The organism is Streptomyces sp. NPDC091292 (assembly GCF_044757265.1).
Taxonomy (GTDB): Bacteria; Actinomycetota; Actinomycetes; order Streptomycetales; family Streptomycetaceae; genus Streptomyces.
On sequence record NZ_JBIVUQ010000010.1, the window covers coordinates 154,255 to 179,313 of the forward strand.

Here is a 25,059-nt window from a genome sequence, read left to right on the forward strand (position 1 = left end):
GGGGACAGGCGACGGCGCGGGTCGGGCGGTCCTCCGAAGAGTGACCGCGGTGAGGGCCGGAGCGGGCAATCCTAGGTCCGAACGAGCCGTCTGACCAGCGGATTTCCAGGACGTATGCGGCAATGTCAGTGGGGTGGTGTGCAATGGATCTCGTGCCCGTGCTCGAAGAACCGCTCAAGAAGGTGCTCGGATCCGCCACCGCGAAGGTGATGGCCGAGCATCTCGACCTGCACACCGTCGGCGACCTCCTGCACCACTACCCCCGGCGGTACGCGGAGCGCGGCGAGCTGACCCGCCTGGCCGAACTGCCCCTGGACGAGCATGTGACGGTGGTCGCCCAGGTCGAGACCGCCCGCGTCCTGAGATTCAACGGCGGCAGCGGACAGCGCCTCGAAGTCGTCATCACCGACGGCAGCGGCCGGCTCCAACTCGTCTTCTTCGGCCGCGGTGTCCACAAGCCGCACAAGGACCTGCTGCCCGGCACCCGCGCGATGTTCGCCGGCAAGGTCTCCCTCTTCAACCGCAAACTCCAACTGGCCCATCCGGCGTACGAACTGCTGCGCGCCCGCCCCGACGACCCGGACGACCCCGAGAGCGCCGAGCCCACCGAGCACGCCGTGGACTCCTGGGCCGGCGCGCTCATCCCGATCTATCCGGCCACCGCCAAACTGGAGTCCTGGAAGATCGCCAAAGCGGTCGACGCGGTGCTGCCCAGCGCGCGCGACGCCGTCGACCCGCTGCCGCCGGGCCTGCGTGACGGACGCGCCCTCGTCCCCCTGCCCGAGGCGCTGCTGAAGATCCACCGCCCGCACACCAAGGCCGACATCGAGGACGCCCGCGCGCGGCTGAAGTGGGACGAGGCGTTCGTCCTCCAGGTCGCCCTGGCCCGCCGCCGGTTCGCCGAGACACAGCTCCCCGCGACCGCCCGCCGCCCGACGCCCGGCGGGGTGCTGGACGCCTTCGACGCCAAGCTGCCGTTCACCCTCACCGAGGGGCAGCGGAAGGTCACCGGGGAGATCTTCGACGACCTGGCGATCGAGCATCCGATGCACCGGCTGCTCCAGGGCGAGGTCGGCTCCGGCAAGACCCTGGTCGCCCTGCGCGCGATGCTCGCTGTCGTGGACGCCGGGGGACAGGCCGCGATGCTCGCGCCGACCGAGGTCCTGGCCCAGCAGCACCACCGGTCGGTCACCGAGATGATGGGGGAGCTGGCCGAGGGCGGCATGCTGGGCGGCGCGGAGCACGCCACCAAGGTCGTCCTGCTCACCGGCTCCATGGGGGTCGCCGCCCGCCGCCAGGCGCTCCTGGACCTGGTCACCGGCGAGGCGGGCATCGTCATCGGGACGCATGCGCTGATCGAGGACAAGGTCCAGTTCCACGACCTGGGCCTGGTCGTCGTCGACGAACAGCACCGCTTCGGCGTCGAGCAGCGGGACGCCCTGCGCGGCAAGGGCGGCACCGGAGACGAGAAGCGGACCCCGCACACCCTCGTCATGACCGCCACCCCCATTCCGCGTACGGTCGCGATGACCGTCTTCGGTGACCTGGAGACCTCGGTACTCGACCAGCTCCCCGCCGGGCGCTCCCCCATCGCCAGCCATGTCGTGCCCGCCGCCGACAAGCCGCACTTCCTCTCCCGCGCGTGGGAGCGCGTCCGCGAGGAGGTCGCCAAGGGCCATCAGGCGTACGTGGTGTGCCCGCGCATCGGCGACTCCGACGACGAAGCGGCCGAGCCGGGCACCGGCAAGGGCGCCAAGGCGAAGGCCAAGAAGGCGTCCTCCGAAGCCGAGACCGGGGCCGGGGCCGACGCCGACAAGCGCCCCCCGCTCGCCGTCCTCGACGTCGCCGAAGGACTCGCCGCCGGCCCCCTCCAGGGGCTGCGCGTCGAGGTGCTGCACGGTCGGATGGCACCCGACGACAAGGACGCCGTCATGCGCCGCTTCAGTGCGGGCGAGACGGACGTCCTGGTCGCCACCACGGTCATCGAGGTCGGGGTCAACGTGCCGAATGCCACCGCGATGGTGATCATGGACGCCGACCGGTTCGGCGTATCGCAGCTCCACCAGCTGCGCGGCCGGGTCGGCCGGGGCTCCGCGCCCGGACTCTGCCTCCTGGTCACGGAGGCGCCCGAGGCGAGCCCGGCGCGCACCCGGCTGAACGCCGTGGCGTCCACGCAGGACGGCTTCGAGCTGTCCCGGATCGACCTCGAACAGCGCCGCGAGGGCGATGTCCTCGGCCAGGCCCAGTCCGGGGTGCGGTCCTCGCTGCGGATGCTCGCCGTCATCGACGACGAGGAGATCATCGCCGAGGCCCGCGAGGAGGCCGTCAAGGTCGTCGCAGCCGACCCCGAGCTGACCGGCCTGCCCGCCCTGCGCACGGCCCTGGACGCCCTGCTCGACGCCGAGCGGGAGCAGTACTTGGAGAAAGGCTGAGAAGGGCTGAGGAAGGCTGCGAAGGGCTGAGGACGGGGCGGCAGGGGGCCGAGCCGTCGAAACGCCCTATCGTGGACGTGACCAGCGCCGGCGCCGCCGACCGCGGTACTCCGTACTCGCGGCACCCCGGCACCCGCGCACCGCAACACCCCGCACCCCCTCCGCACTCCAGGACCCCGAGGACCCCATGACCCGCGTGATCGCCGGAAGCGCCGGTGGACGCCGACTGGCCGTGCCGCCGGGGAACGGCACCCGGCCCACCTCCGACCGCGCGCGCGAAGGGCTCTTCTCCACCTGGGAGTCCCTGCTCGGCACCCTCCGGGGCGTCCGCGTCGCCGACCTCTACGCGGGCTCGGGCGCCGTGGGACTCGAAGCCCTCTCCCGGGGCGCCGCCCACACCCTTCTGGTCGAGGCCGACCCCCGCGCCGCGCGCACCATCCGGGACAACGTCCGCGCGATCGGCCTCCCGGGCGCCGACGTCCGCTCCGGCAAGGCCGAGCAGATCGTCACGGGACCGGCCCCCGACGAGCCGTACGACCTCGTGTTCCTGGACCCGCCCTACGCCGTTACGAACGGCGATCTTGGCGAGATACTCCTCACACTCCGCGCCCAGGGCTGGCTAGCGGACGAAGCCGTCGTCACCGTTGAACGCGGTACCAGAGGTGGCGTGTTCCCCTGGCCGGACGGCTTCGAAGCGATCCGGTCCCGTCGCTACGGCGAGGGAACGTTTTGGTACGGTCGCGCCGCCGTCACCAGCGAAGACGCCTCTATGTGCGAAGCCGCACCATGAGCGGACCGGAGAGCGAGGGACTTCAGTTGCGCCGCGCCGTCTGTCCGGGGTCGTTCGACCCCATCACCAATGGCCACCTCGACATCATCGCCCGCGCCTCCAAGCTCTACGACGTGGTGCATGTCGCCGTGATGATCAACAAGTCCAAGAAGGGCCTGTTCGAGATCGACGAGCGGATCGCGCTGATCCGTGACGTCACCGCCGAGTTCGGCAATGTCGAGGTCGAGTCCTTCCACGGCCTCCTCGTCGACTTCTGCAAGCAGCGCGACATCCCCGCCATCGTCAAGGGCCTCAGGGCGGTCAGCGACTTCGACTACGAGCTGCAGATGGCCCAGATGAACATCGGCCTCTCGGGCGTCGAGACCCTTTTCGTGCCCACCAACCCGACGTACAGCTTCCTCTCCTCGTCCCTGGTGAAGGAGGTCGCGACCTGGGGCGGCGACGTCTCCCACCTGGTACCCCCGCCGGTTCTGGAAGCCCTCACCAAACGCCTCGGTGAGCAGTGAACTCCTGACAGTCCGTCACCCGGTGTCGGCCCGGCACCGACTGCCCGTACAGTCGCCTTGTCCGTCTCCCCCGGGTCGTACGGGGTCCGTCCAAGGCACAGAGAGTGGCGAGCACACGGTGGACGTGCAGAAGAAGCTCGACGAGATCGTCACGGCGGTCGGCAGCGCCCGGTCCATGCCCATGTCGGCCTCGTGCGTGGTCAACCGGGCCGAGCTGCTCGCGCTGCTCGAAGAGGTGCGCGAGGCGCTGCCCGGCTCCCTCGCCCAGGCCGAGGAGCTGATCGGCGGCCGTGAGCAGGTCGTCGCCCAGGCCCGCCAGGAGGCCGAGCGGATCATCGAGACCGCGCACGCCGAGCGCGGCTCCCTGATCTCCGACACGGAGGTCGCCCGCCGCTCCCAGAACGAGGCCGAGCGGATCGTCTCCGAGGCCCGCCAGGAGGCCGACGAGATCCGCGCCGAGGCCGACGACTACGTCGACTCCAAGCTCGCCAACTTCGAGGTCGTCCTCACCAAGACCCTCGGCTCCGTCGGCCGGGGCCGCGAAAAGCTCCTCGGCACCGGCCAGGGGCTCGACCCCCAGGGCTACGAGGACCCCGACTACGCCGAGGCCCCCGAGCGCAGCCACGACCCGGAGACCCTGCGGCAGCGGGCCGACGAGTACGTCGACGTCAAGCTCGGCGCCTTCGAGGCGGTCCTCGCCAAGACGCTGGACGCGGTCGGCAGGGGCCGGCAGAAGCTCCAGGGCCGTGTCGTCACGGACGAGCTGGGCTCCCTCGGCGACGCCGGCGTGCACACCAGCGACGCCGACTACCTCGCGGACCTCGCCGAGATGAGCGACCGCCCCGACGCGCGCCGGTCCCAGCCCCGCCCCGAGCCCGCCGCCGAACAGCCGGCCGCACCACCCGTCCCGGACCAGCAGCCCTACGCGCCCCAGGACCCGTACACGTACCAGCAGCAGGACCCGTACGCGTACCAGCAGCAGGCCTACGGACAGCAGCAGGACCCGTACGCCTACCAGGACCCCTACGGCTACCAGCAGCAGGCGTACGACCCGGCACAGACCTACGACCCCGCACAGGCCCAGGCTCAGGTGCAGGCCCAGGGGTACGGGCAGCAGCAGCCGGCGTCCGCCGCCGCGCTGGACGAGACCAGCCTCTTCGACACGAGCATGATCAGCGCGGAGCAGCTGCGCCAGTACGAGCAGGGGCGCTGAGGCCGGTCCTGACCTAGGTCCGGACCAGGTCGGGGCCGGATTGGGCCGACAGCGAAAGGTCCAGTATCCTGGCTCTTCGGTCGCGTGCGCATGCCCGCGATCGATCCCTTTGCAGCATCCACCCCCCATTCGAGCCCGCGGCGTCGATCTTTTCCGCGGCTTCACCGACCGAAAGCAGGAATGGCCCTGAACGCCCGCCTTGACCACCGCAACCCCCTCGTGTTCGACACGCACGAGCTGGGGCGGCGTCCAGGTGCGCTCCAGCGGCTGACCCGCTCGGTCGATGCGCCCGCCGGGGACGCCGTCTTCGGCATCCAGGGCGTCATCGGAGTGCCCGCGGGCGCGCCGGTGGAGATCGATCTGCGCCTTGAGTCGGTCATGGAAGGGGTGCTTGTCACAGGCACCGTCCGTGCCACGGCCAAGGGGGAGTGCGTAAGGTGTCTGGAGCCGCTGGAGCTGTCGCTCGAAGCGGACTTCCAGGAGATGTTCTCGTACCCCGACGCCGACGAGCGGGGCCGTGCGGTCGCCCGCCCGGCCGACGACGTCGACGCCGAGGAGGACGAGGACAGGCTCTTCATCGAGGACGGCTTGTTCGACCTCGAACCCGTGCTGCGTGATGCGGTGGTGCTCGCACTGCCGATGCAGCCGGTGTGCCAGGACGACTGCCCGGGTCTGTGCTCCCAGTGCGGAGTGCGGCTCGCGGACGACCCGGACCACCATCATGACGCCGTCGACATCCGGTGGGCGGCATTGCAGGGACTCGCCAGTTCCGTCCAGGACGGCGAGAAGGACGAGATGAGCGGCGAAGCGCCCAAGTCAGCACGCGCCGCCGAGAAGCAGGAGAAGTAGCCGTGGCTGTTCCGAAGCGGAAGATGTCGCGCAGCAACACGCGCCACCGCCGGTCGCAGTGGAAGGCTGCGGTCCCCACCCTGGTTGCGTGCGAGCGCTGCCACGAGCCCAAGCAGCAGCACATCGCGTGCCCGGCTTGCGGCACGTACAACAAGCGTCAGGTCATCGAGGTCTGAGCGGCTGGTGAGAGGCACGATGCCAGACGCCAAGAAGGCGGACGCCGTCATCAAGAAGGCGGACGACGCCAGGAAAAGGGCGGACGCGGCCTCGTCCCACACGCTTCTGGAAGGGCGGCTCGGGTACCACCTTGAGTCCGCCCTTCTGGTGCGTGCCCTGACCCACCGTTCCTACGCGTACGAGAACGGCGGTCTGCCGACGAACGAGCGGCTGGAGTTCCTCGGGGACTCCGTGCTCGGCCTCGTCGTCACGGACACGCTGTACCGCACCCACCCCGACCTGCCCGAAGGCCAGTTGGCCAAGTTGCGGGCCGCGGTGGTCAACTCGCGTGCGCTGGCGGAGGTGGGCCGCGGGCTCGACCTCGGTGCCTTCATCCGGCTCGGCCGGGGCGAGGAAGGCACGGGCGGCCGGGACAAGGCGTCGATCCTCGCCGACACCCTGGAAGCGGTGATCGGCGCGGTCTATCTCGACCAGGGACTCGACGTGGCGGCGGAGCTGGTGCACCGGCTCTTCGACCCTCTGATCGAGAAGTCGTCGAATCTGGGCGCCGGCCTGGACTGGAAGACCAGTCTCCAGGAGCTGACCGCGACCGAAGGGCTCGGCGTTCCCGAGTACCTGGTCTCGGAGACCGGCCCCGATCACGAGAAGACCTTTACTGCTGCCGCCCGCGTCGGAGGCGTCTCGTACGGCACCGGCACCGGCCGCAGCAAGAAGGAAGCGGAACAGCAGGCAGCGGAGTCCGCCTGGCGCGCGATTCGCGCGGCGGCGGACGAACGGGCCGCCTCGGCGGCGACCACCGCGGCGGCGGAGACCGACGGGGACACCGACGCCCCTTCGGAGGAGCCGGCCTCGGACCCCACTTCCGCCTGACGTACAGACACGTACTGCCACGTACTGACACGTACCGAGGTGCGACTCGTGTGCCCGCTCCCGTACAGGGGCGGGCACACGTGCCGTCGGCCGCCGCGACCCCGGCGATCCCGGTGACCCTCCGGAGGAGACCATGCCCGAGCTGCCCGAGGTGGAGGTCGTACGGCGGGGTCTGGACCGCTGGGTCGCCCATCGGACCGTCGCCGAGGCCGAGGTGCTGCACCCGCGTGCCGTCCGGCGCCATGTCGCCGGGCCCGACGACTTCGCGCACCGCCTCAAGGGGCACCGCTTCGGCGGTCCCATGCGCCGGGGGAAGTACCTGTGGCTTCCGCTGGAGGACACCACCTCCTCGGTCCTCGCCCACCTCGGGATGAGCGGCCAGCTCCTGGTCCAGCCGCACGAGGCGCCCGACGAGAAGCATCTGCGCATCCGGGTCCGGTTCGCGGACGCGGTCGGCACCGAACTCCGCTTCGTCGACCAGCGCACCTTCGGCGGCCTGTCCCTGCACGAGAACACCCCCGACGGGCTCCCGGACGTCATCGCGCACATCGCCCGCGACCCGCTGGACCCGCTGTTCGACGACGCCGCGTTCCACGACGCGCTGCGCCGCAAGCGCACCACGATCAAGCGGGCACTCCTTGACCAGTCGCTGATCAGCGGAGTGGGCAACATCTACGCCGACGAGGCGCTGTGGCGCGCCCGGCTGCACTACGAGCGGCCGACCGCGACCTTCACCCGCCCCCGTACCGCCGAACTCCTCGGCCATGTGCGGGACGTGCTGAACGCCGCCCTGTCCGTCGGCGGCACCAGCTTCGACAGCCTGTACGTGAACGTGAACGGCGAGTCCGGCTACTTCGACCGGTCCCTCGACGCCTACGGGCGCGAGGGCCTTCCGTGCCGCCGCTGCGGCACCCCGATCCGCAGGCGGTCGTGGATGAACCGCTCCAGTTACTACTGCCCGCGCTGTCAGCGACCGCCGCGCGCGTCGTAGCGTTCACGCGCCGCCAGTACGTCGCCCATCTGGTCCTCGACACAGCGGATGAGGGCGATCAGTTGTTCCGTGACGCGGTGGCCGAGCGGGGTGAGGGTGTAGTCGACGCGCGGCGGGTTCGTCGGCTGGGCTTCGCGGTGCACGAGACCGTCGCGCTCCAGGGCCTGCAGTGTCTGCGACAGCATCTTCTCGCTCACGCCGTCCACGCGGCGCCGCAGCTCGTTGAAGCGGAACGTGCCGTCGTACAGCGCGCCCAGCGTGAGAGAACCCCAGCGGCCCGTGACGTGCTCCAGGGTGCCCCGCGAGGGGCAGACGCGCGAGAACACGTCGAAGGCGAGGGCGGCGCCGCCGTCCGTGTCGGTATCCATGGCAGCAGCGTACGGGGGCTCAGCGCTGACTGCGAGAGTGCGCTGTGGAAAGGTAAGCCGACCATTCACTGACATGACCCGGGAAATTGCCGCGCTGTTCGCACGGAAGGTGAGGCGCGTCGGGCATGGGCACGACAGACTGGGCGCCATGTGGATCGTCGCGACAATACTGTCGGTGCTCGGGCTGGCCGTCACCGTGGACCAGGTGCGCAGGGGACGGCGGTGGGAGGCCGGTGGGGTGCTGCTGTCCACCCTCGCCATGCTGGCGCTGTTCCTCAGCCTGGAGCGGGAGAGCACGTCGCTCTTCTGGCTGTTCCCCCTGCTCCTCGTGGCCGGCTTCGGCGCCGAGGGCATGGCCTACTGGACCGCTCGGAAGCGGGGGAACGGGCCGCTGAACACGGAGTCCTAGCGTCCGGGAAGTCCTAGAACCCGAAGTCCTGGGTCCACCAAGGGCCGCCGGGGGCGAAGTGTGCGCCCACGCCCAGGGTCTTGAAGTCGCAGTTGAGGATGTTGGCGCGGTGGCCGGGGCTGTTCATCCAGGCGTCCATCACGGCGGCGGCGTCGGCCTGACCCCGCGCTATGTTCTCGCCGCCCAGACCCGATATCCCCGCCTTGTCGGCGCGGTCCCACGGCGACGCGCCGTCCGGGTCGGTGTGGTCGAAGAAGCCCCGGGCCGCCATGTCCTCGCTGAAGTTCTCGGCGAGGGCGGCCAACTGGGCATCGGCGGTCACCGGGCTGCAACCGACCTTGGCGCGCTCCTGGTTGACCAGGCTGAGCACCTGGGCCTCGGCGGAGTTCGTCCCGGCCGGCGGCTTCGCCGACGTGGACGGCGCCTTCGGTGCGGGAGCGGGCGCCTTGGGCGGGGTGGCCGTCTTCTGGGAGCCGCCCGCGGAGGTGCCCGTGCCCGCCGCCGAGCCGGACGGTTCCGAGGTCTTCGGCGGCGAGGGCTTCTCCGACGGCTTCTCCGAGGGCTTCGCGCTCGACTCGGTGGCCGAGGGCGCGGGCGAGGAGGGCTGGTCGCTGCTCTGGCTGGGGCTCGACGGTTCGCCCTCCGGCGTGCTCGACGCACCGCCCTGGGTTTCGAGGTCCGTCGGCGAGTCCCCGGTCTGCACCTTGCCGGATGAGGCGCCGCCCCCGACTACGGGAAGGGAGCCGCCGCCGGGCAGCACGCCGGTGGCCATCGCGATGGTGCCCATGGCGACGGCCGCGGAGACGCCGAGCAGTCCGGTGCGGACCGGGGTGGACATCCGCTTCTTGGGACGGCGCCGGTGACCGGAGTCCCGCGAGACGGCGGTGCCCCCGTCGCCCCCGTGCGCGACCTCGTCACCGAAGAACGCCCGCATGGTCGCGGTCTCGGCCTCCGACACAGGGGTGTCCCAGGCGTACGCGTCGCGGGGTCCCGGCTCGGGGAAGGCCGAGGCGGCGATGGCCTCGGCGGCGGCGGACGACTCGCGGTACGCGGCCTGGTCGCCGTACCCGTACCCATATCCGTACGCGGGACCGCCGTGAGGAGCGACCTGCGGCTGCCCGTACCCGTACGCGTCGTCCGTGTAGTAGTCCGCGCGGGCGGCGGCCTGGGCCTCGGCGGCGTCGGCGCGCAGATACGCGGCCGTCGGCATCTCGTCGGCCGTTCCACCGGGTGTCGACCCGGGGGCGTGGTCCGTGGAGGAATCCGTACCCGCGGCGCGACCTGTGGCGGCGCGGCCGGCGTCCGAGCGTCGGTGGCGTCCCATGTCCTGGCCTTCCTCGTCCATGCGGTCAATGTGTCTCACCCGAACGAGTGAGGCTCATTGCGTCGGGACGGTACCCCATGGCGGAAAGGGACGAAGGGCCCATAGGTGCATTTGGCCCGTTAGCGTGCAGCCATGAATGAAGAGGTTCGGCTCACCGCTTGGGTACGCGGTCGAGTACAGGGAGTGGGTTTCCGCTGGTACACGCGTGCCAAGGCGCTGGAGCTAGGGGGGCTGAGTGGTTTTGCTCTCAATTTGGACGACGGACGCGTGCAGGTGGTGGCGGAGGGCGCGCGGGGGTCCTGTGAAGGTCTTCTGGAGTGGCTCAGGGACGGCGACACGCCGGGGAGGGTCGACGGAGTGACGGAGATCTGGGCCACCCCGCGCGGGGGCTACGACGGCTTCGCGATCCGCTGAACGAGACCACCCCGGCCCGCCCCGGGGAGGGGGCGCACGGCAGGTCCGTGACCCCCGCCCGGGGTGGAAAGAGCCTGGTGGTTGCCGAGAAACACTTGCGGTGGGAGGGTCCGGCAGGGAAGGATGATCTCCACGCCCCCAGGGCCCCGCAGCAGAGGCCAGGCCGGTCATACAACGGCCCAGAGCCCCCGGGTTGCCCGCCGGTACGGGGCGTGATCGTGTTGACCGTCAAACTTTTTGGTGAGACTCTGGAAGCCCCGCGCACCTTAGCTGTTTGGCATGTAAGAACGACAGTCAGAACTCCAGAGTGCCAAGCACCGCGGGTGCGATTCCCTCACGACCCACACCGCTTCGGTCGGTCACTCAGTGTGGAGGACCATCCATCATGGCAAAGGCGCTTCTCGGTTACGTCGGCGGCTCCGACCCGCGACTCCTCGCCGAGATGCGACGGCTCCAGCAACGCGTCCAGGACCTCGAATCCGAGCTTGTACGGATCCAGGCCGAGAACGACGCGTTGGCGGCTGCCGCTTCTCACGACAGCGACTCGCTCCTCAAGAGCATCGACGTACCCCAGGCGGAGCCTGCGCTCACCTGACCACAACTCCTGAACCACCGCTAGAGCTGGACCGTGGTCGGGCTGCCCTGTCAGCCGCTATGTTCCGAACTGCAAGGGACGCTTCGGCGTCCCTTCTGTCTTGCCGCCCCCACTGACCGCCCCCCTTCCTTTAACGTCTGATGTGCCCTTCGCATTCATCGGTGAAACCGCAAGTTCACGCTGTGAGACACGCGGAATTCCGCGTGTGACGCGCAGCGCCCCGCGAGAACCGTGGCGGGCGACAGGAGAGAGGTAGAGTCCGGCGGCGTGCACCTCAAGGCCCTGACCCTGCGCGGTTTCAAATCCTTCGCGTCGGCCACGACGCTGCGGTTCGAGCCGGGCATCACCTGCGTCGTCGGACCCAACGGCTCCGGCAAGTCCAATGTCGTGGACGCGCTGTCCTGGGTCATGGGCGAACAGGGCGCCAAATCACTGCGCGGCGGCAAGATGGAGGACGTCATCTTCGCCGGCACCACCGGGCGCCCCCCGCTCGGCCGCGCCGAGGTGTCCCTCACCATCGACAACTCCGACGGCGCCCTGCCCATCGAGTACGCCGAGGTCACCATCACGCGGATCATGTTCCGCAACGGCGGCAGCGAGTACCAGATCAACGGCGACACCTGCCGGCTCCTCGACATCCAGGAGCTGCTCTCCGACTCCGGTATCGGCCGCGAGATGCACGTCATCGTCGGGCAGGGCCAGCTCGACTCCGTGCTGCACGCCGACCCGATGGGGCGCCGCGCGTTCATCGAGGAGGCCGCGGGCGTCCTCAAGCACCGCAAGCGCAAGGAGAAGGCGCTGCGGAAGCTCGACGCGATGCAGGCCAACCTCGCGCGCGTGCAGGACCTCACCGACGAACTGCGCCGCCAGCTCAAGCCCCTCGGCCGACAGGCCGCCGTCGCCCGCCGCGCCGCCGTCATCCAGGCCGACCTGCGCGACGCCCGGCTGCGCCTGCTCGCCGACGACCTCGTACGGCTGCGGGACGCGCTGCGTACCGAGATCGCCGACGAGGCCGAACTCAAGCTGCGCAAGGAGACCGCCGAGGCGCAGCTCAAGGCCGCGCTCGCCCGGGAAGCCACCCTTGAGGACGAGGTCCGCCGGCTCACCCCCCGCCTCCAGCGCGCCCAGCAGACCCTGTTCGAGCTGTCCCAGCTCGCCGAGCGGGTACGCGGCACGATCTCGCTGGCCGACGCGCGCGTGAAGAGCGCGACCTCCGCGCCCCCCGACGAGCGGCGCGGGCGCGACCCCGAGGACATGGAGCGCGAGGCCGCGCGGATCCGTGAGCAGGAGGCCGAACTCGAAGCCGCCCTGGACGCCGCCCAGCGCGCCCTGGAGGACACCGTCTCCCACCGCGCCGAACTGGAGCGCGAGTTGACGGTCGAGGAGCGGCGGCTCAAGGACGTGGCACGTGCCATCGCCGACCGCCGTGAGGGACTGGCCCGGCTGCACGGCCAGGTCAACGCCGCCCGCAGCCGCGCCGCGTCCGCGCAGGCCGAGATCGACCGGCTGGCCGCCGCGCGGGACGGCGCGCAGGAACGTGCCGCCGCCGCGCAGGAGGAGTACGAACAGCTCAAGGCCGAGGTCGACGGGCTCGACGCCGGGGACCAGGATCTCGGGGCCCGGCACGACACCGCGCGGGAACAGCTCGCCGAAGCCGAAGCCGCGCTGACCGCCGCACGGGAGGCCGCGACCGGCGCCGAACGCCGCCGCGCGGCCGTCGCCGCCCGGCACGAGACCCTCGCACTCGGCCTGCGCCGCAAGGACGGCACCGGCGCCCTGCTCGCCGCCCGGGACCGGCTGACCGGACTCCTCGGCCCCGCCGCCGAACTCCTCACCGTCACCCCCGGCCACGAGGTCGCCCTCGCGGCGGCCTTCGGCGCGGCGGCCGACGCCATCGCCGTGACCACCCCCGCGTCCGCCGCCGAAGCGATTCGCCTGCTGCGCAAACAGGACGGCGGCCGTGCCGCGCTCCTGCTCACCGGAGCCCCCGAACCCGACCCCGCGGACGACCCCGCCGACACCCCCGCACCGCCCGCCGGACTGCGGGCCGCCGACCTCGTCCGGGGGCCGCAGGAGCTGATGCCCGCCGTACGGCGGCTGCTGCGCGGCATCGTCGTCGTCGGGACCCTCGAAGACGCCGAGGACCTCGTCTACGCCCGCCCCGCGCTGACCGCCGTCACCGCCGAGGGCGATCTGCTCGGGGCGCACTTCGCGCACGGCGGGTCCGCCGGGGCGCCCAGCCTCCTGGAGGTCCAGGCCTCCGTGGACGAGGCCGCCGCCGAGCTGGTCGAACTCGGCGAGCGGTGCGGGACGCTCGCCGACGAGCAGCGCCTCGCGGGCGAACAGCGCAAGGAGTGCGCCGCGCTCGTCGAGGAGCTGGCGGAGCGGCGCCGGGCCGCCGACCGCGAGAAGTCGGCCGTCGCCCAGCAGCTCGGCCGCCTCTCCGGGCAGGCGCGGGGCGCCGCGGGCGAGGCGGAGCGCTCCACTGCCGCGGCGGCGAAGGCCCAGGACGCCCTGGACAAGGCCGTCGAGGACGCCGAAGAACTCGCCGAACGGCTCGCCGTCGCCGAGGAGTCCGCCGAGGACGCCGATGAGGAGCCCGACACCTCCGTACGGGACCGGCTCGCCGCCGACGGGGCCAACGCGCGCCAGACCGAGATGGAGGCCCGCCTCCAGGTCCGTACCCATGAGGAGCGGGTCAAGGGGCTCGCCGGGCGGGCCGACTCGCTGGACCGGGCCGCGCGCGCCGAACGTGACGCACGCGCGCGTGCCGAGCAGCGCCGGGCCCGGCTGCGCCACGAGGCCGCCGTCGCCGGGGCCGTCGCGTCCGGCGCCCGCCAGCTTCTCGCCCATGTCGAGGTGTCGCTGGTACGGGCCGAGGAGGAGCGGGCCACCGCCGAGCGGGCCAAGGCCGAGCGGGAGAGCGAACTGACCGTCGCCCGGGGCACCGGACGCGATCTCAAGGGCGAACTCGACAAGCTCACCGACTCGGTGCACCGGGGCGAGGTGCTGGGCGCCGAGAAGCGGATGCGGATAGAGCAACTGGAGACCAAGGCGCTGGAGGAGCTGGGCGTGGAGCCCGAGGGGCTCGTCGCCGAGTACGGCCCCGACCAGCCCGTACCGCCCTCGCCGCCCGCCGAGGGCGAGGAGCTGCCCGAGGACCCCGAGCACCCCCGCAACCAGCCGGTCCGCTTCGTCAGGGGCGAACAGGAGAAGCGGCTCAAGTCAGCCGAACGGGCGTATCAGCAGCTGGGGAAGGTCAATCCGCTCGCCCTGGAGGAGTTCGCGGCGCTGGAGGAGCGGCACAAGTTCCTCAGCGAACAGCTCGAAGACCTGAAGAAGACCCGTACCGATCTGCTCCAGGTCGTCAAGGAGGTGGACGAGCGCGTCGAACAGGTCTTCACCGAGGCGTATCGCGACACCGCACGGCAGTTCGAAGGCGTGTTCTCGCGGCTCTTCCCCGGTGGTGACGGGCGGCTCATCCTCACCGACCCGGACAACATGCTCACGACGGGCGTGGACGTCGAGGCACGGCCGCCCGGCAAGAAGGTCAAGCGTCTGTCGCTGCTGTCCGGCGGCGAGCGGTCGCTGACGGCCGTGGCGCTCCTGGTGTCCATCTTCAAGGCGCGGCCGAGCCCGTTCTACGTGATGGACGAGGTCGAGGCGGCGCTCGACGACACCAACCTTCAGCGGCTCATCCGGATCATGCAGGAGCTTCAGGAGGCGTCCCAGCTCATCGTCATCACGCACCAGAAGCGGACGATGGAGGTCGCCGACGCGCTGTACGGCGTGTCCATGCAGGGCGACGGCGTGTCGAAGGTGATCAGCCAGCGACTGCGCTGAGCGGGTGACCTGACGGGCCGCCGGGTGGCGCGGTCGGGTGATCTCGCGGTGGTGACGGGTGATCTTCCGGTGGTGGGTGGCGCCGACGTGTGCGCCACTGGAAGGGCTCGCGCCCACCCCGGCAGTGCTGCCGGTTGCTGCCAGAGGAGTACATGTGACCAGCACAGCACCGCCGCCGGACGCCCGTACGGCCCATCCCGAGCACCTGGGCCATGTCATCTTCATCGCGGCGGCGGCGGCCATGGGCGGCTTCCTGTTCGGCTACGACAGTTCGGTCATCAACGGTGCCGTCGAGGCCATCCGCAGCCGTTACAACATCGGGTCAGCGGCGCTCGCGCAGGTCATCGCCATCGCCCTGATCGGCTGCGCGATCGGCGCCGCGACCGCGGGCCGGATCGCCGACCGCATCGGCCGCATCCGCTGCATGCAGATCGCGGCCGTCCTGTTCACCATCAGCGCCGTCGGCTCCGCGCTGCCCTTCGCGCTCTGGGACCTCGCGTTCTGGCGGATCGTCGGCGGCTTCGCCATCGGCATGGCCTCCGTCATCGGCCCCGCGTACATCGCCGAGGTCTCACCGCCCGCCTACCGGGGCCGGCTCGGCTCCTTCCAGCAGGCCGCGATCGTCATCGGCATCGCCGTCTCGCAGCTCGTCAACTACGCGATCCTCCAGGCGGCGGGCGGCAATCAGCGCGGCAAGATCATCGGCCTTGAGGCGTGGCAGGTCATGCTCGGCGTGATGGTGATCCCGGCCGTGCTCTACGGGCTGCTGTCCCTCGCGATCCCGGAGTCGCCGCGCTATCTGATCTCGGCGGGCAAGTACGACAAGGCCCGTACGGTGCTTGCGGACGTCGAGGGCGACAAGATCGACATGGACGCGCGGGTCGCGGAGATCGAGACGGCGATGCGGCGCGAGCACAAGTCGACGTTCAAGGACCTGAAGGGCAGCCGGTTCTACTTCCTGCCGATCGTCTGGGTCGGTATCGGTCTCTCCGCCTTCCAGCAACTGGTCGGCATCAACGTCGCCTTCTACTACTCCTCGACGCTGTGGCAGTCCGTCGGCGTCGACCCGACGACGTCGTTCTTCTACTCCTTCACCACGTCGATCATCAACATCATCGGTACCGTCGTCGCGATGATCTTCGTCGACCGGATCGGGCGGAGACCGCTCGCGCTGATCGGCTCGACGGGTATGGCCATCGGACTCGCCCTGGAGGCGTGGGCGTTCTCGTACAGCCTGGTGGACGGCAAACTCCCCAACGTCCAGGGCTGGGTGGCGCTGATCGCGGCCCACTGGTTCGTGTTCTTCTTCGCGATGTCCTGGGGTGTCGTCGTCTGGGTCTTCCTCGGCGAGATGTTCCCCAACCGGATTCGCGCCGCCGCGCTCGGCGTCGCCGCGTCGGCGCAGTGGATCGCCAACTGGGCCATCACCGCGAGCTTCCCGTCCCTGGCCGACTGGAACCTCTCGGCGACCTATGTGATCTACGCCTGCTTCGCCGCGCTGTCGATCCCCTTCGTGCTCCTGTTCGTGAAGGAGACCAAGGGCAAGACGCTGGAGGAGATGGGCTGAGCCCGCCCCTGCCCGGCGGTCCCGGTGGTCGCGGCGGTCCCGTCAGTCCTTCAAACGCGGTACGACCTGTTCCGCGAAGAGCTGGAGGCTGCGCCGGCCCTCGTCCAGCGGCATGCCCCCGCACAGCGGGTGCAGCACCAGGCTCACGCCCTCGCGCCCGCCCAGCTCCACGCACGCGTCAGGCGTGAGCACCCGGTACACGCCCTCGGCCCGCAGCTCGTCCACCGTCGTCGCCGCCGAGCGCACCGCCGAGGTGATGTCCCCGGACTGCCAGGACGCGTAGGTGAGCGCCTCGTGCAGGAAGTGCGTGCCGTACTCGGCCCAGACCCGGTCCGGGTCGTCGGCGATGTGCAGCAGCGGGGTCTCGGCCGCTGGCATCATCGTCCAGCCCTCGGTCCCGTACTCCGCGCGCAGCTCGTGGTAGTACGCCTCCAGGTCCGGCAGATGCGCGCTCGGGAAGAACGGCAGGCCGAGCCGGGCCGCCCGGCGCGCCGCCGCCCGTGAGGAGCCGCCGACCAGGAGCAGCGGATGCGGCTGGGTGAAGCAGCGCGGGCTGACGCGGACCGTGCGGCCCCGGAAGGTGAACGGCTCTCCCGTCCACGCCTGGAGCAGGGTGTCCAGGACCTCGTCCTGGATCCGGCCGCGCCGCTTCCACTCCACGCCGAAGGCCGCGTACTCCTCGGGCCGGTAGCCGATGCCCGCGACCGTCACGAGCCGGCCGCCGCTCAGCAGGTCCAGGACGGCGATGTCCTCGGCGAGGCGCAGCGGGTCGTGCAGCGGGCCGATCACCGCCGAGACCGTCACCGCGATGTTCCGGGTCGCGCCGAACACCGCGCCCGCGAAGGCGAAGGGCGACGGCAGCCAGTTGTTCGCGACGCCGTGGTGCTCCTCGGTCTGCACCGTGGAGATCCCCCGCTCGTCGGCGTACGCGGCCATCTCGACGGCGGCGCGGTAGCGGGCACCGAGCGTTTCCGGGGTCGCGGCGGGGTCGACCAGATTGAACCGTACGACCGTGACGGGCATGGCGGACGTCCCTCTCAGCCTGGATGCGGTGAGCGGGGGGACCGTAACTGACGCAGCGTCAGATGGCCAGGGGTGCGGGCCTCGGAGAGCGGTTCCTCGGCAGGGCCGCGTACAGTCCGGCGGCGACCAGGATGGTCACCAGCCAGCCGAGACCGTTGCGGCCGACCCAGGACTCGGCGAGCGGGCCGCTGAACCAGTCGACACGGGTGAACAGCAGCCCGGTCCCCAGCGCCACGCCCCACGCCGTCATCGCCTGCCAGGCGAACCCGGCCCGGTACCAGTACGCGCTGGTCCGCCCGGTGTCCATCAGCGCTTCGGCGTCGTACGTCTTCCGGTGCAGCATGTCGACGCCGAAGACGCCGATCCACGCCGAGAACGCCACCGCGAGCAGCGTCAGGAAGGAGACGAACGAGCCGAGGAAGCCGGTGGCGACGTTCATCAGCAGATAGCCGAGGACCAGACTGATCACGGCGTTCACGCTGACCGCCCACGCGCGCGGGACCCTGATTCCCAGGGTCTGCGCGGTGAAGCCCGCCGAGTACATCGACATCGAGTTGATCAGCAACATGCCGACCAGGGCCATCACCAGATACGGCACCGCCAGCCAGGTCGGCAGCAGCGCGCCCAGGAACGACACCGGGTCGGAAGCGGACGACAGATCGGGCGTGCCGACCGCCATCACGGCGCCCATCAGCACCAGCGGTACGACGACGATGCCCGCGCCGCCCACCGAGTGCCCGACGAGCGCCCTGCCGGACGCGCTCGGCGGCAGATAGCGGGTGAAGTCCGGGGCCGAGGGCACCCAGCTCAGACCGCCCGCGGCGATGGTGCCGATGCCCGCGACGACCATCGCGGTGGACCCGGCGGGCTTGTCGAACACGGCCGACCAGTCGGTCTCGGCGAGCAGATAGGCGAGCACCAGGACGCTGAAGGCGCCGAAGAGGTACGTCGACCAGGTGCTGCACACCTGGAGGACCTTCCGGCCGAGTCCGCTGATGAGGAAGGTACCGGCGACGAAACCGATCAGGGTGACGACCGTGAGCGCGGTGGTGCTCTTGATCCCGAAGCACAGGTCGAGCACGGTCAGCACGGCATAGGCGCCGGTGACTGCGTTGATCGTCTCCCAGCCCCAGCGGGCGACCCAGATCAGCGCGCCGGGGAAGAGATTGCCGCGCTGCCCGAAGACCGCGCGCGAGAGCGTCATCCCGGGGGAGCCGCCGCGCTTGCCGGCGATCGAGATCAGCCCGACCAGTCCGTAGCTGAGGACCGGCGAGACCAGGGCGACGATCAGGACCTGCCAGAAGTTCAGCCCGCCCGTGACGACCAGGCCCGCGCCCATGGTGAGCAGCAGCACGCTGATGTTGGCGGCGACCCAGGTGGGGAACAGCTCCCGCGTCCGGCCCCGGCGCTCGGCGAGCGGAACGGGTTCGATGCCCCGGGTCTCGACGGTCGTGTGCGGTGCCGTGGCCGTATGCGGTGCCGTGATGGTGCGCGGTGCCGTGGGGCCGCCGGCGGCGGGATTTTCGGGCGTGAGGGTGCCTTCGGGCGGGGGAGTGCTCATGGAACGGGGGGTTACCTCTCGCTCGGCTCGGTGCGGGGAGCCGGTGGGGGAGCGACCGGACCATCGTACGTTAGTCCGAGAAGTGCCTTATGTCCCCGGCCATTCCTTGGAGGATGGCACAGCGTCCGTGCCCTGGGGGCCCATGACCGATACTGATGGCGTTATGGACATCGTCATCCTTGCTGTAGTCATCGCCGTGGTCGTGATCGGCGCGCTCGGTGGGCTCGTCGTCGGCAGCCGCAGGCGCAAGCAGTTGCCGCCGCAGGCGCCCCCCACCACGCCCGACCTCACCGCCCCGCCGGCCGAGCCGCACATCGGCGAGGAGGCCGGGGCGCCGAGCGACGAGGACCGTCGCACCGTCGAAGAGGTGGACCTGCCGGGCCCCGGGCAGGAGCCGTCAGCGCCCGTCGCGGTCGAGGAGGCCGCCGCGGCCCCCGCGATCGAGATCCCGGAGCCGACCGCGGGCCGCCTGGTGCGGCTGCGCGCCCGGCTGTCGCGCTCGCAGAACGCGCTCGGCAAGGGTCTGCTCACGCTCCTGTCGCGCGAGCACCTGGACGAGGACACCTGGGAGGAGATCGAGGACACCCTCCTCACCGCCGACGTCGGCGTCCAGCCCACCCAGGAACTGGTCGAGCGGCTGCGTGAGCGGGTCCGGGTGCTCGGCACCCGCACCCCCGAGGAGCTGCGCGCCCTGCTGCGCGAGGAGCTGCTGACACTGCTCGTGCCCGACTTCGACCGGACCGTGAACACCGAGTCGGGCCTGGAGACGCCGGGCATCGTGATGGTCGTCGGCGTGAACGGCACCGGCAAGACCACCACGACCGGCAAGCTCGCGCGCGTACTCGTCGCCGACGGCAAGAACGTCCTGCTCGGCGCCGCCGACACCTTCCGGGCCGCCGCCGCCGACCAGCTCCAGACCTGGGGCGAGCGGGTGGGCGCCCGTACGGTACGCGGGCCCGAGGGCGGGGACCCCGCGTCCATCGCCTTCGACGCCGTCAAGGAGGGCATCGCGGAGGGCGCCGACGTCGTCCTCATCGACACGGCGGGGCGGCTGCACACCAAGACCGGGCTGATGGACGAGCTGGGCAAGGTCAAGCGGGTCGTCGAGAAGCACGCGCCGCTGGACGAGATCCTGCTCGTGCTCGACGCCACCACCGGGCAGAACGGGCTCGTACAGGCCCGTGTGTTCGCCGAGGTGGTCGACATCACCGGCATCGTGCTCACGAAGCTCGACGGCACGGCCAAGGGCGGCATCGTCATCGCGGTCCAGCGGGAGCTGGGCGTGCCGGTGAAGCTGATCGGCCTGGGCGAAGGCGCGGACGACCTCGCGCCCTTCGAGCCCGGGGCCTTCGTGGACGCGCTGATCGGGGACTGAGCCTCCCCGTAGGACCAGCAGGGATCAGCGAGATCCCGTAGGAAGAAGGCACCCTCGGGGCCGGGGGAACGTATCCCTGTCGCCCCGGGGGCCTACGCGCGCGAACGGTGCGTCACGTACGCCAGAGTCCCCAGGAGCAGCCGGGCCTGCGGCGGGTTCGTCGCCGAGTCCAGGGCCGGGGGGCGCAGCCAGCGGGACGGGCCCAGGTCCGCGCGGTCCGACGGGGGCGCCGTGACATGGTCGCCGGGGCCCAGGCCGTGCAGGTCGAGCGAGGCGTCGTCCCAGCCCATCCGGTAGAGCAGCTCCGGCAGATCGGCGGCGGCGCCCGGCGCCACGAAGAACTGCGCGCGGCCCTCCGGCGTCACCACCACCGGACCCAGCGGCAGCCCCATCCGCTCCAGCCGCACCAGCGCCCGCCGCCCGGCCGTCTCCGCGACCTCCAGGACGTCGAAGGCGCCGCCCACCGGCAGCAGTACCGAGGCGCCGGGGAACTCGCCCCAGATCTCCGCGACCTCGTCGAGCGTGGTGCCGGCCGGGACCACCGGCGCGAAGTCGAGGGGGTGCGCGCCCGGTGCGGGGCAGTCGGCCTTGCCGCAGGAGCAGACGCCCGCCGCGGCCCGCGCGCCGGGCACCACGTCCCAGCCCCACAGCCCGGTGAACTCGGCCACCGTCGTGCACTCTGCCGTGCGTCCGCGCCGACGCGAACCCGACCGGATGTCGCGGATGCCGCCGATCGTGAAGCCCATGCCCCCTCCAACAGGTCCAGCGCGCCGGTGGTTACGAGCGTCCGGTCACGATGTGGAGCGCCGCGTTTACCGTCCGTTGACCTCATGCCCGGATGTCGTGCGGATGCCCGGATGCCGTACGGTCCGCGACGGCTTCCGGAGGCGTTCGGGGTGGTGCGCCCGGTATCGCGCGCCCCTGTGTGCATCGCTGCACCCATCCCGACCGTCCACTGTCAAGTCAATCGTGTGCGGGAGGCCCTGGGTTCATTCGAAGGGGTGGCGAATGGTGGCGTTTCCGCAGTCGGCCTCGCCGGAAGGGTGATCGTAGGATTACTTTCGGTACACACGCCCTGGAGTGGGTGCGCTCGTGGGTATGCCGGGGGCATGTCGGTTTCCAGTTCGACGGGTGACAACTGGCGGACGGGCGGCCGTGACACACGGCATTCTGTTAAGGCTTGACGTGACCGTGTGCGGGCGACCGCGCACAAGTGGCATGACGGATGGGGGCGTTCCGGTGGGCGGCAACGGCGAAAGCGGTACGAACGCTGAGAAGCGCCCCAATGAGCTGTTGGGCTCCTGGTTCGTGCGCAGCGGCTGGTCCAAGGGCGAGCTGGCCCGCCAGGTGAACCGCAGGGCACGGCAGTTGGGCGCCAACCACATCTCCACCGACACCTCCCGGGTGCGCCGCTGGCTCGACGGCGAGAACCCCCGCGAACCCATCCCGCGGATCCTCTCGGAGCTGTTCTCGGAGCGGTTCGGCTGCGTCGTCGCCGTCGAGGACCTGGGCCTGCGCGCCGCCCACCAGTCGCCGTCCGTGTCCGGCGTCGACCTGCCCTGGACCGGCCCGCAGACCGTCGCGCTCATCGGCGAGTTCTCCCGCAGCGACCTGATGCTGGCCCGGCGCGGCTTCCTCGGCTCCTCACTGGCGCTCGCCGCGGGGCCGTCGCTCGTCGAACCCATGCAGCGCTGGCTGGTGCCCACCCCCGGCGCCCCGCGCGAGGAGCCCGTGGAGCCCGAGTCCGCGGCGGCGCGGCGCGGCCACAAGCTCTCCAAGCCGGAGCTGGACCTCCTGGAGTCCACCACCGTCATGTTCCGCCAGTGGGACGCCCAGTGCGGCGGCGGACTGCGCCGCAAGGCCGTCGTAGGACAGCTCCACGAGGTGACCGACCTGCTCCAGGAGCCCCAGCCCGAGGCCACCACCAAGCGGCTCTTCAAGGTCGCCGCCGAACTCGCCGAACTCGCCGGCTGGATGAGCTATGACGTGGGCCTCCAGCCCACCGCCCAGAAATACTTCGTGCTCGCTCTGCACGCCGCCAAGGAAGCCGGCGACAAGCCCCTCGGCTCGTACGTCCTGTCCAGCATGAGCCGCCAGATGATCCACCTCGGACGCCCCGACGACGCCCTGGAACTCATCCACCTCGCGCAGTACGGCAGCCGCGACTGCGCGGGCCCCCGCACCCAGGCCATGCTGTATGCGATGGAAGCGCGCGCCTACGCCAACATGGGCCAGCCCGGCAAGTGCAAGCGGGCCGTCCGGATGGCCGACGAGACCTTCCACGACGCGCTGGAGTTCGACGAGCCCGAGCCCGACTGGATCCGCTTCTTCTCCGAGGCCGAGCTGAACGGCGAGAACGCCCACTCGTACCGCGATCTCGCCTATGTCGCGGGCCGCAGCCCCACCTACGCCTCGCTCGCCGAGCCCGTGATGGCCCGCGCGGTGACCCTTTTCGGCGACGACTCGGAGCACCAGCGGTCGTACGCACTCAATCTGATCGGCATGGCGACCGTGCACCTGCTCCAGCGTGAGCCGGAGCAGAGCGCCAAGCTCGCCGTCGAAGCGCTCACCGTCGCCAGGAAGGTCCGCTCCGAGCGCGTCAACACCCGTATCCGCAAGACCGTCGACACGGCCGTGCGGGACTTCGGCGATGTCGCCGACGTCGTCCAGCTCACCGAGCGTCTGGCGGTGCAGCTCCCCGAGACCGCCGAAGCGGTCTGACCCCCTACGCCGGCCGCGGCGACCCTCCCGGAACAGCCCGAACAGGCACCCCCACGCCAGGCACCCCGGAGGGCAGTCGCGGCCGGTTCGCGTCGCCGTCCGGGCCGTACCCGGAAGGTTGCGCCACGATAACGATCCCCTGCCATCGGATCCGGCAGTTCATGTACGCGTAACACCCGCGACCTCTTCGTCACTGCGGTGAAACATCGAGCGGCATCCACGGAAACGGCGCTGCGACAACCTCTGGCGCATAACCGGCCCGCCCCTCACACCACCGCTCAGGCTTCGCCCGCACGGGGCCGTACCAACACGAGGAGACGCCGATGCCCCCAGGCATCACGCTAGCCGCAGACGCCCCGACGCTGTCTGCCGCCAACACCGGGTTCATGCTCATCTGCTCCGCCCTGGTCATGCTGATGACCCCGGGCCTCGCCTTCTTCTACGGAGGCATGGTCCGCGTCAAGAGCACCCTGAACATGCTGATGATGAGCTTCATCAGCCTGGGGATCGTCACCATTCTGTGGGTGCTCTACGGCTTCTCCATGGCCTTCGGCACCGACCACGGCAGCATCGTCGGCTGGTCATCGGACTATGTGGGACTCAGCGGAATCGGCCTCACCCAGCTCTGGGACGGCTACACGATTCCGATCTATGTCTTCGCCGTCTTCCAGCTGATGTTCGCCATCATCACGCCCGCCCTGATCAGCGGCGCCCTCGCCGACCGCGTCAAGTTCGGCGCCTGGGGCCTGTTCGTCGCCCTGTGGGCCACGCTCGTCTACTTCCCCATCGCGCACTGGGTGTGGGGCACCGGCGGCTGGGCCTTCGACCTCGGCGTCATCGACTTCGCCGGCGGCACCGCCGTGCACATCAACGCCGGCGCCGCCGCGCTCGGCGTGATCCTCGTCATCGGCAAGCGCGTCGGCTTCAAGCGCGACCCGATGCGCCCGCACTCGCTGCCCCTGGTGATGCTCGGCGCCGGCCTCCTGTGGTTCGGCTGGTTCGGATTCAACGCCGGCTCCTGGCTCGGCAACGACGACGGCGTCGGCGCGCTGATGTTCGTCAACACACAGGTCGCCACCGCCGCCGCCATGCTCGCCTGGCTCATCTACGAGAAGATCCGCCACGGCGCCTTCACCACCCTCGGCGCCGCGTCCGGCGCGGTCGCGGGCCTCGTCGCCGTCACCCCGTCCGGCGGCGCGATCTCCCCGCTCGGCGCCATCGCGGTCGGCGCCATCGCCGGTCTCCTGTGCGCCATGGCCGTCGGCCTCAAGTACAAGTTCGGCTACGACGACTCCCTGGACGTCGTCGGTGTCCACCTCGTCGGCGGCATCGCCGGCTCCGTCCTCATCGGCTTCTTCGCCACCGGCGGCGGCCAGTCCGACGTCGCGGGCCTCTTCTACGGCGGCGGCCTCAGCCAGCTCTGGAAGCAGCTCGCCGGTGTCGGCGGCGTCCTCGCCTACTCCCTCATCGCCTCGGCGGTCCTCGCCTTCCTCATCGACAAGACGATCGGGATGCGCGTCACCGAGGACGACGAGGTCGCGGGCATCGACCAGGTCGAGCACGCGGAGACCGCGTACGACTTCAGCGGCGCCGGCGGGGGCACCTCGTCCCGCTCCGCCGTGCCCACCCCGGTCCAGGAGGCTTCGCAGAACAAGAAGGTGGACGCATGAAGCTCATCACCGCCGTCGTCAAGCCGCACCGGCTTGACGAGATCAAGGAAGCCCTCCAGGCGTTCGGGGTGCACGGCCTCACCGTGACCGAGGCCAGCGGCTACGGCCGGCAGCGCGGACACACCGAGGTCTACCGTGGCGCCGAATACACCGTCGACCTGGTACCCAAGATCCGGATCGAGGTCCTGGTCGAGGACGACGACGCCGAACAGCTCATCGACGTCGTCGTGAAGGCCGCCAGGACCGGCAAGATCGGAGACGGCAAGGTCTGGTCCCTGCCCGTCGAGACGGCGGTCCGGGTCAGGACCGGCGAGCGCGGCCCGGACGCCCTGTGACCAGGCCGGCCGGATAAAAAACAGAA

The 25,059-nt window shown here is 70.9% G+C and carries 22 protein-coding genes; 17 read left to right on the forward strand and 5 right to left on the reverse strand.

Annotation, left to right across the window (positions count from 1 at the left end; genetic code table 11):
* Positions 1 to 143: 143 nt before the first annotated feature.
* The 8 genes from recG to mutM all read left to right on the forward strand — a co-directional run bounded on the left by recG (position 144) and on the right by mutM (position 7,828).
* Positions 144 to 2,432 carry an ATP-dependent DNA helicase RecG gene (gene recG / locus ACIQNU_RS25965; RefSeq protein ID WP_401370827.1) on the forward strand — a complete coding sequence of 763 codons (2,289 nt, stop codon included), beginning with the start codon at positions 144 to 146 and terminating at the stop codon, positions 2,430 to 2,432.
* Positions 2,433 to 2,619: 187 nt separating this feature from the next.
* Positions 2,620 to 3,222 carry a 16S rRNA (guanine(966)-N(2))-methyltransferase RsmD gene (gene rsmD / locus ACIQNU_RS25970; protein WP_401370830.1) on the forward strand — a complete coding sequence of 201 codons (603 nt, stop codon included), beginning with the start codon at positions 2,620 to 2,622 and terminating at the stop codon, positions 3,220 to 3,222.
* A gap of 26 nt (positions 3,223 to 3,248) precedes the next feature.
* A complete protein-coding gene (coaD, locus tag ACIQNU_RS25975; protein ID WP_401371134.1) occupies positions 3,249 to 3,728 on the forward strand; it encodes a pantetheine-phosphate adenylyltransferase in 480 nt (159 codons plus the stop codon).
* Positions 3,729 to 3,846: 118 nt separating this feature from the next.
* Complete coding sequence (locus ACIQNU_RS25980) at positions 3,847 to 4,941, forward strand: cell division initiation protein (protein WP_401370833.1); 1,095 nt, start codon at positions 3,847 to 3,849, stop codon at positions 4,939 to 4,941.
* 180 nt (positions 4,942 to 5,121) lie between these two features.
* Positions 5,122 to 5,790 (forward strand): YceD family protein, encoded by a 669-nt coding sequence (locus ACIQNU_RS25985; RefSeq protein ID WP_401370836.1) that lies wholly within the window; start codon positions 5,122 to 5,124, stop codon positions 5,788 to 5,790.
* Positions 5,791 to 5,792: 2 nt separating this feature from the next.
* Complete coding sequence (gene rpmF, locus ACIQNU_RS25990) at positions 5,793 to 5,966, forward strand: 50S ribosomal protein L32 (RefSeq protein ID WP_389894217.1); 174 nt, start codon at positions 5,793 to 5,795, stop codon at positions 5,964 to 5,966.
* 7 nt (positions 5,967 to 5,973) lie between these two features.
* Complete coding sequence (gene rnc / locus ACIQNU_RS25995) at positions 5,974 to 6,837, forward strand: ribonuclease III (RefSeq protein ID WP_401370839.1); 864 nt, start codon at positions 5,974 to 5,976, stop codon at positions 6,835 to 6,837.
* Positions 6,838 to 6,970: 133 nt separating this feature from the next.
* A complete protein-coding gene (mutM, locus tag ACIQNU_RS26000; RefSeq protein WP_401370842.1) occupies positions 6,971 to 7,828 on the forward strand; it encodes a bifunctional DNA-formamidopyrimidine glycosylase/DNA-(apurinic or apyrimidinic site) lyase in 858 nt (285 codons plus the stop codon).
* Here the strand turns inward: mutM and ACIQNU_RS26005 are convergent.
* Positions 7,804 to 8,196, reverse strand: a complete 393-nt coding sequence (locus ACIQNU_RS26005; RefSeq protein WP_401370844.1) for a winged helix-turn-helix transcriptional regulator — start codon at positions 8,194 to 8,196, stop codon at positions 7,804 to 7,806. The genes mutM and ACIQNU_RS26005 overlap by 25 nt on opposite strands.
* A gap of 73 nt (positions 8,197 to 8,269) precedes the next feature.
* On the opposite strand from ACIQNU_RS26005, the gene ACIQNU_RS26010 reads away from it, so the two are divergent.
* Positions 8,270 to 8,605: a hypothetical protein gene (locus ACIQNU_RS26010; RefSeq protein WP_401370847.1), complete on the forward strand. Its 336-nt coding sequence runs from the start codon at positions 8,270 to 8,272 to the stop codon at positions 8,603 to 8,605.
* Positions 8,606 to 8,618: 13 nt separating this feature from the next.
* Here ACIQNU_RS26010 and ACIQNU_RS26015 read toward each other — a convergent pair whose 3' ends face one another.
* Positions 8,619 to 9,950, reverse strand: a complete 1,332-nt coding sequence (locus ACIQNU_RS26015; protein ID WP_401370850.1) for a CAP domain-containing protein — start codon at positions 9,948 to 9,950, stop codon at positions 8,619 to 8,621.
* Positions 9,951 to 10,061: 111 nt separating this feature from the next.
* Here ACIQNU_RS26015 and ACIQNU_RS26020 point away from each other — a divergent pair, with 111 nt between their 5' ends.
* The 4 genes from ACIQNU_RS26020 to ACIQNU_RS26035 all read left to right on the forward strand — a co-directional run bounded on the left by ACIQNU_RS26020 (position 10,062) and on the right by ACIQNU_RS26035 (position 16,348).
* Complete coding sequence (locus ACIQNU_RS26020; RefSeq protein ID WP_401370852.1) at positions 10,062 to 10,343, forward strand: acylphosphatase; 282 nt, start codon at positions 10,062 to 10,064, stop codon at positions 10,341 to 10,343.
* Between the two features lie 385 nt (positions 10,344 to 10,728).
* Positions 10,729 to 10,938 carry a hypothetical protein gene (locus ACIQNU_RS26025; RefSeq protein ID WP_389894231.1) on the forward strand — a complete coding sequence of 70 codons (210 nt, stop codon included), beginning with the start codon at positions 10,729 to 10,731 and terminating at the stop codon, positions 10,936 to 10,938.
* A 267-nt stretch (positions 10,939 to 11,205) separates the two neighbouring features.
* On the forward strand, positions 11,206 to 14,781 hold the full coding sequence (gene smc, locus ACIQNU_RS26030) for a chromosome segregation protein SMC (RefSeq protein WP_401370855.1): 3,576 nt from the start codon (positions 11,206 to 11,208) through the stop codon (positions 14,779 to 14,781).
* Between the two features lie 154 nt (positions 14,782 to 14,935).
* On the forward strand, positions 14,936 to 16,348 hold the full coding sequence (locus tag ACIQNU_RS26035) for a sugar porter family MFS transporter (RefSeq protein WP_401370858.1): 1,413 nt from the start codon (positions 14,936 to 14,938) through the stop codon (positions 16,346 to 16,348).
* Between the two features lie 42 nt (positions 16,349 to 16,390).
* Here ACIQNU_RS26035 and ACIQNU_RS26040 read toward each other — a convergent pair whose 3' ends face one another.
* Positions 16,391 to 17,371: an LLM class flavin-dependent oxidoreductase gene (locus ACIQNU_RS26040; RefSeq protein WP_401370860.1), complete on the reverse strand. Its 981-nt coding sequence runs from the start codon at positions 17,369 to 17,371 to the stop codon at positions 16,391 to 16,393.
* A 58-nt stretch (positions 17,372 to 17,429) separates the two neighbouring features.
* Positions 17,430 to 18,932, reverse strand: coding sequence for a purine-cytosine permease family protein (locus tag ACIQNU_RS26045; protein WP_401370862.1), 1,503 nt, complete (start codon positions 18,930 to 18,932; stop codon positions 17,430 to 17,432).
* A gap of 163 nt (positions 18,933 to 19,095) precedes the next feature.
* Here ACIQNU_RS26045 and ftsY point away from each other — a divergent pair, with 163 nt between their 5' ends.
* Complete coding sequence (ftsY, locus tag ACIQNU_RS26050) at positions 19,096 to 20,307, forward strand: signal recognition particle-docking protein FtsY (RefSeq protein WP_401371136.1); 1,212 nt, start codon at positions 19,096 to 19,098, stop codon at positions 20,305 to 20,307.
* 92 nt (positions 20,308 to 20,399) lie between these two features.
* Here the strand turns inward: ftsY and ACIQNU_RS26055 are convergent, their stop codons facing one another.
* Complete coding sequence (locus ACIQNU_RS26055) at positions 20,400 to 21,053, reverse strand: bifunctional DNA primase/polymerase (RefSeq protein ID WP_401370865.1); 654 nt, start codon at positions 21,051 to 21,053, stop codon at positions 20,400 to 20,402.
* A 493-nt stretch (positions 21,054 to 21,546) separates the two neighbouring features.
* On the opposite strand from ACIQNU_RS26055, the gene ACIQNU_RS26060 reads away from it, so the two are divergent.
* The 3 genes from ACIQNU_RS26060 (at position 21,547) to ACIQNU_RS26070 (ending at position 25,033) form a co-directional block, all read left to right on the forward strand.
* Entirely contained in the window at positions 21,547 to 23,028 is a 1,482-nt protein-coding gene (locus ACIQNU_RS26060) for a hypothetical protein (protein ID WP_401371138.1), read from the forward strand.
* A gap of 323 nt (positions 23,029 to 23,351) precedes the next feature.
* On the forward strand, positions 23,352 to 24,698 hold the full coding sequence (locus ACIQNU_RS26065) for an ammonium transporter (RefSeq protein WP_401370868.1): 1,347 nt from the start codon (positions 23,352 to 23,354) through the stop codon (positions 24,696 to 24,698).
* On the forward strand, positions 24,695 to 25,033 hold the full coding sequence (locus ACIQNU_RS26070) for a P-II family nitrogen regulator (RefSeq protein ID WP_007493361.1): 339 nt from the start codon (positions 24,695 to 24,697) through the stop codon (positions 25,031 to 25,033). The genes ACIQNU_RS26065 and ACIQNU_RS26070 overlap by 4 nt, the downstream gene beginning before the upstream one ends.
* The last annotated feature ends 26 nt before the right edge of the window (positions 25,034 to 25,059 follow it).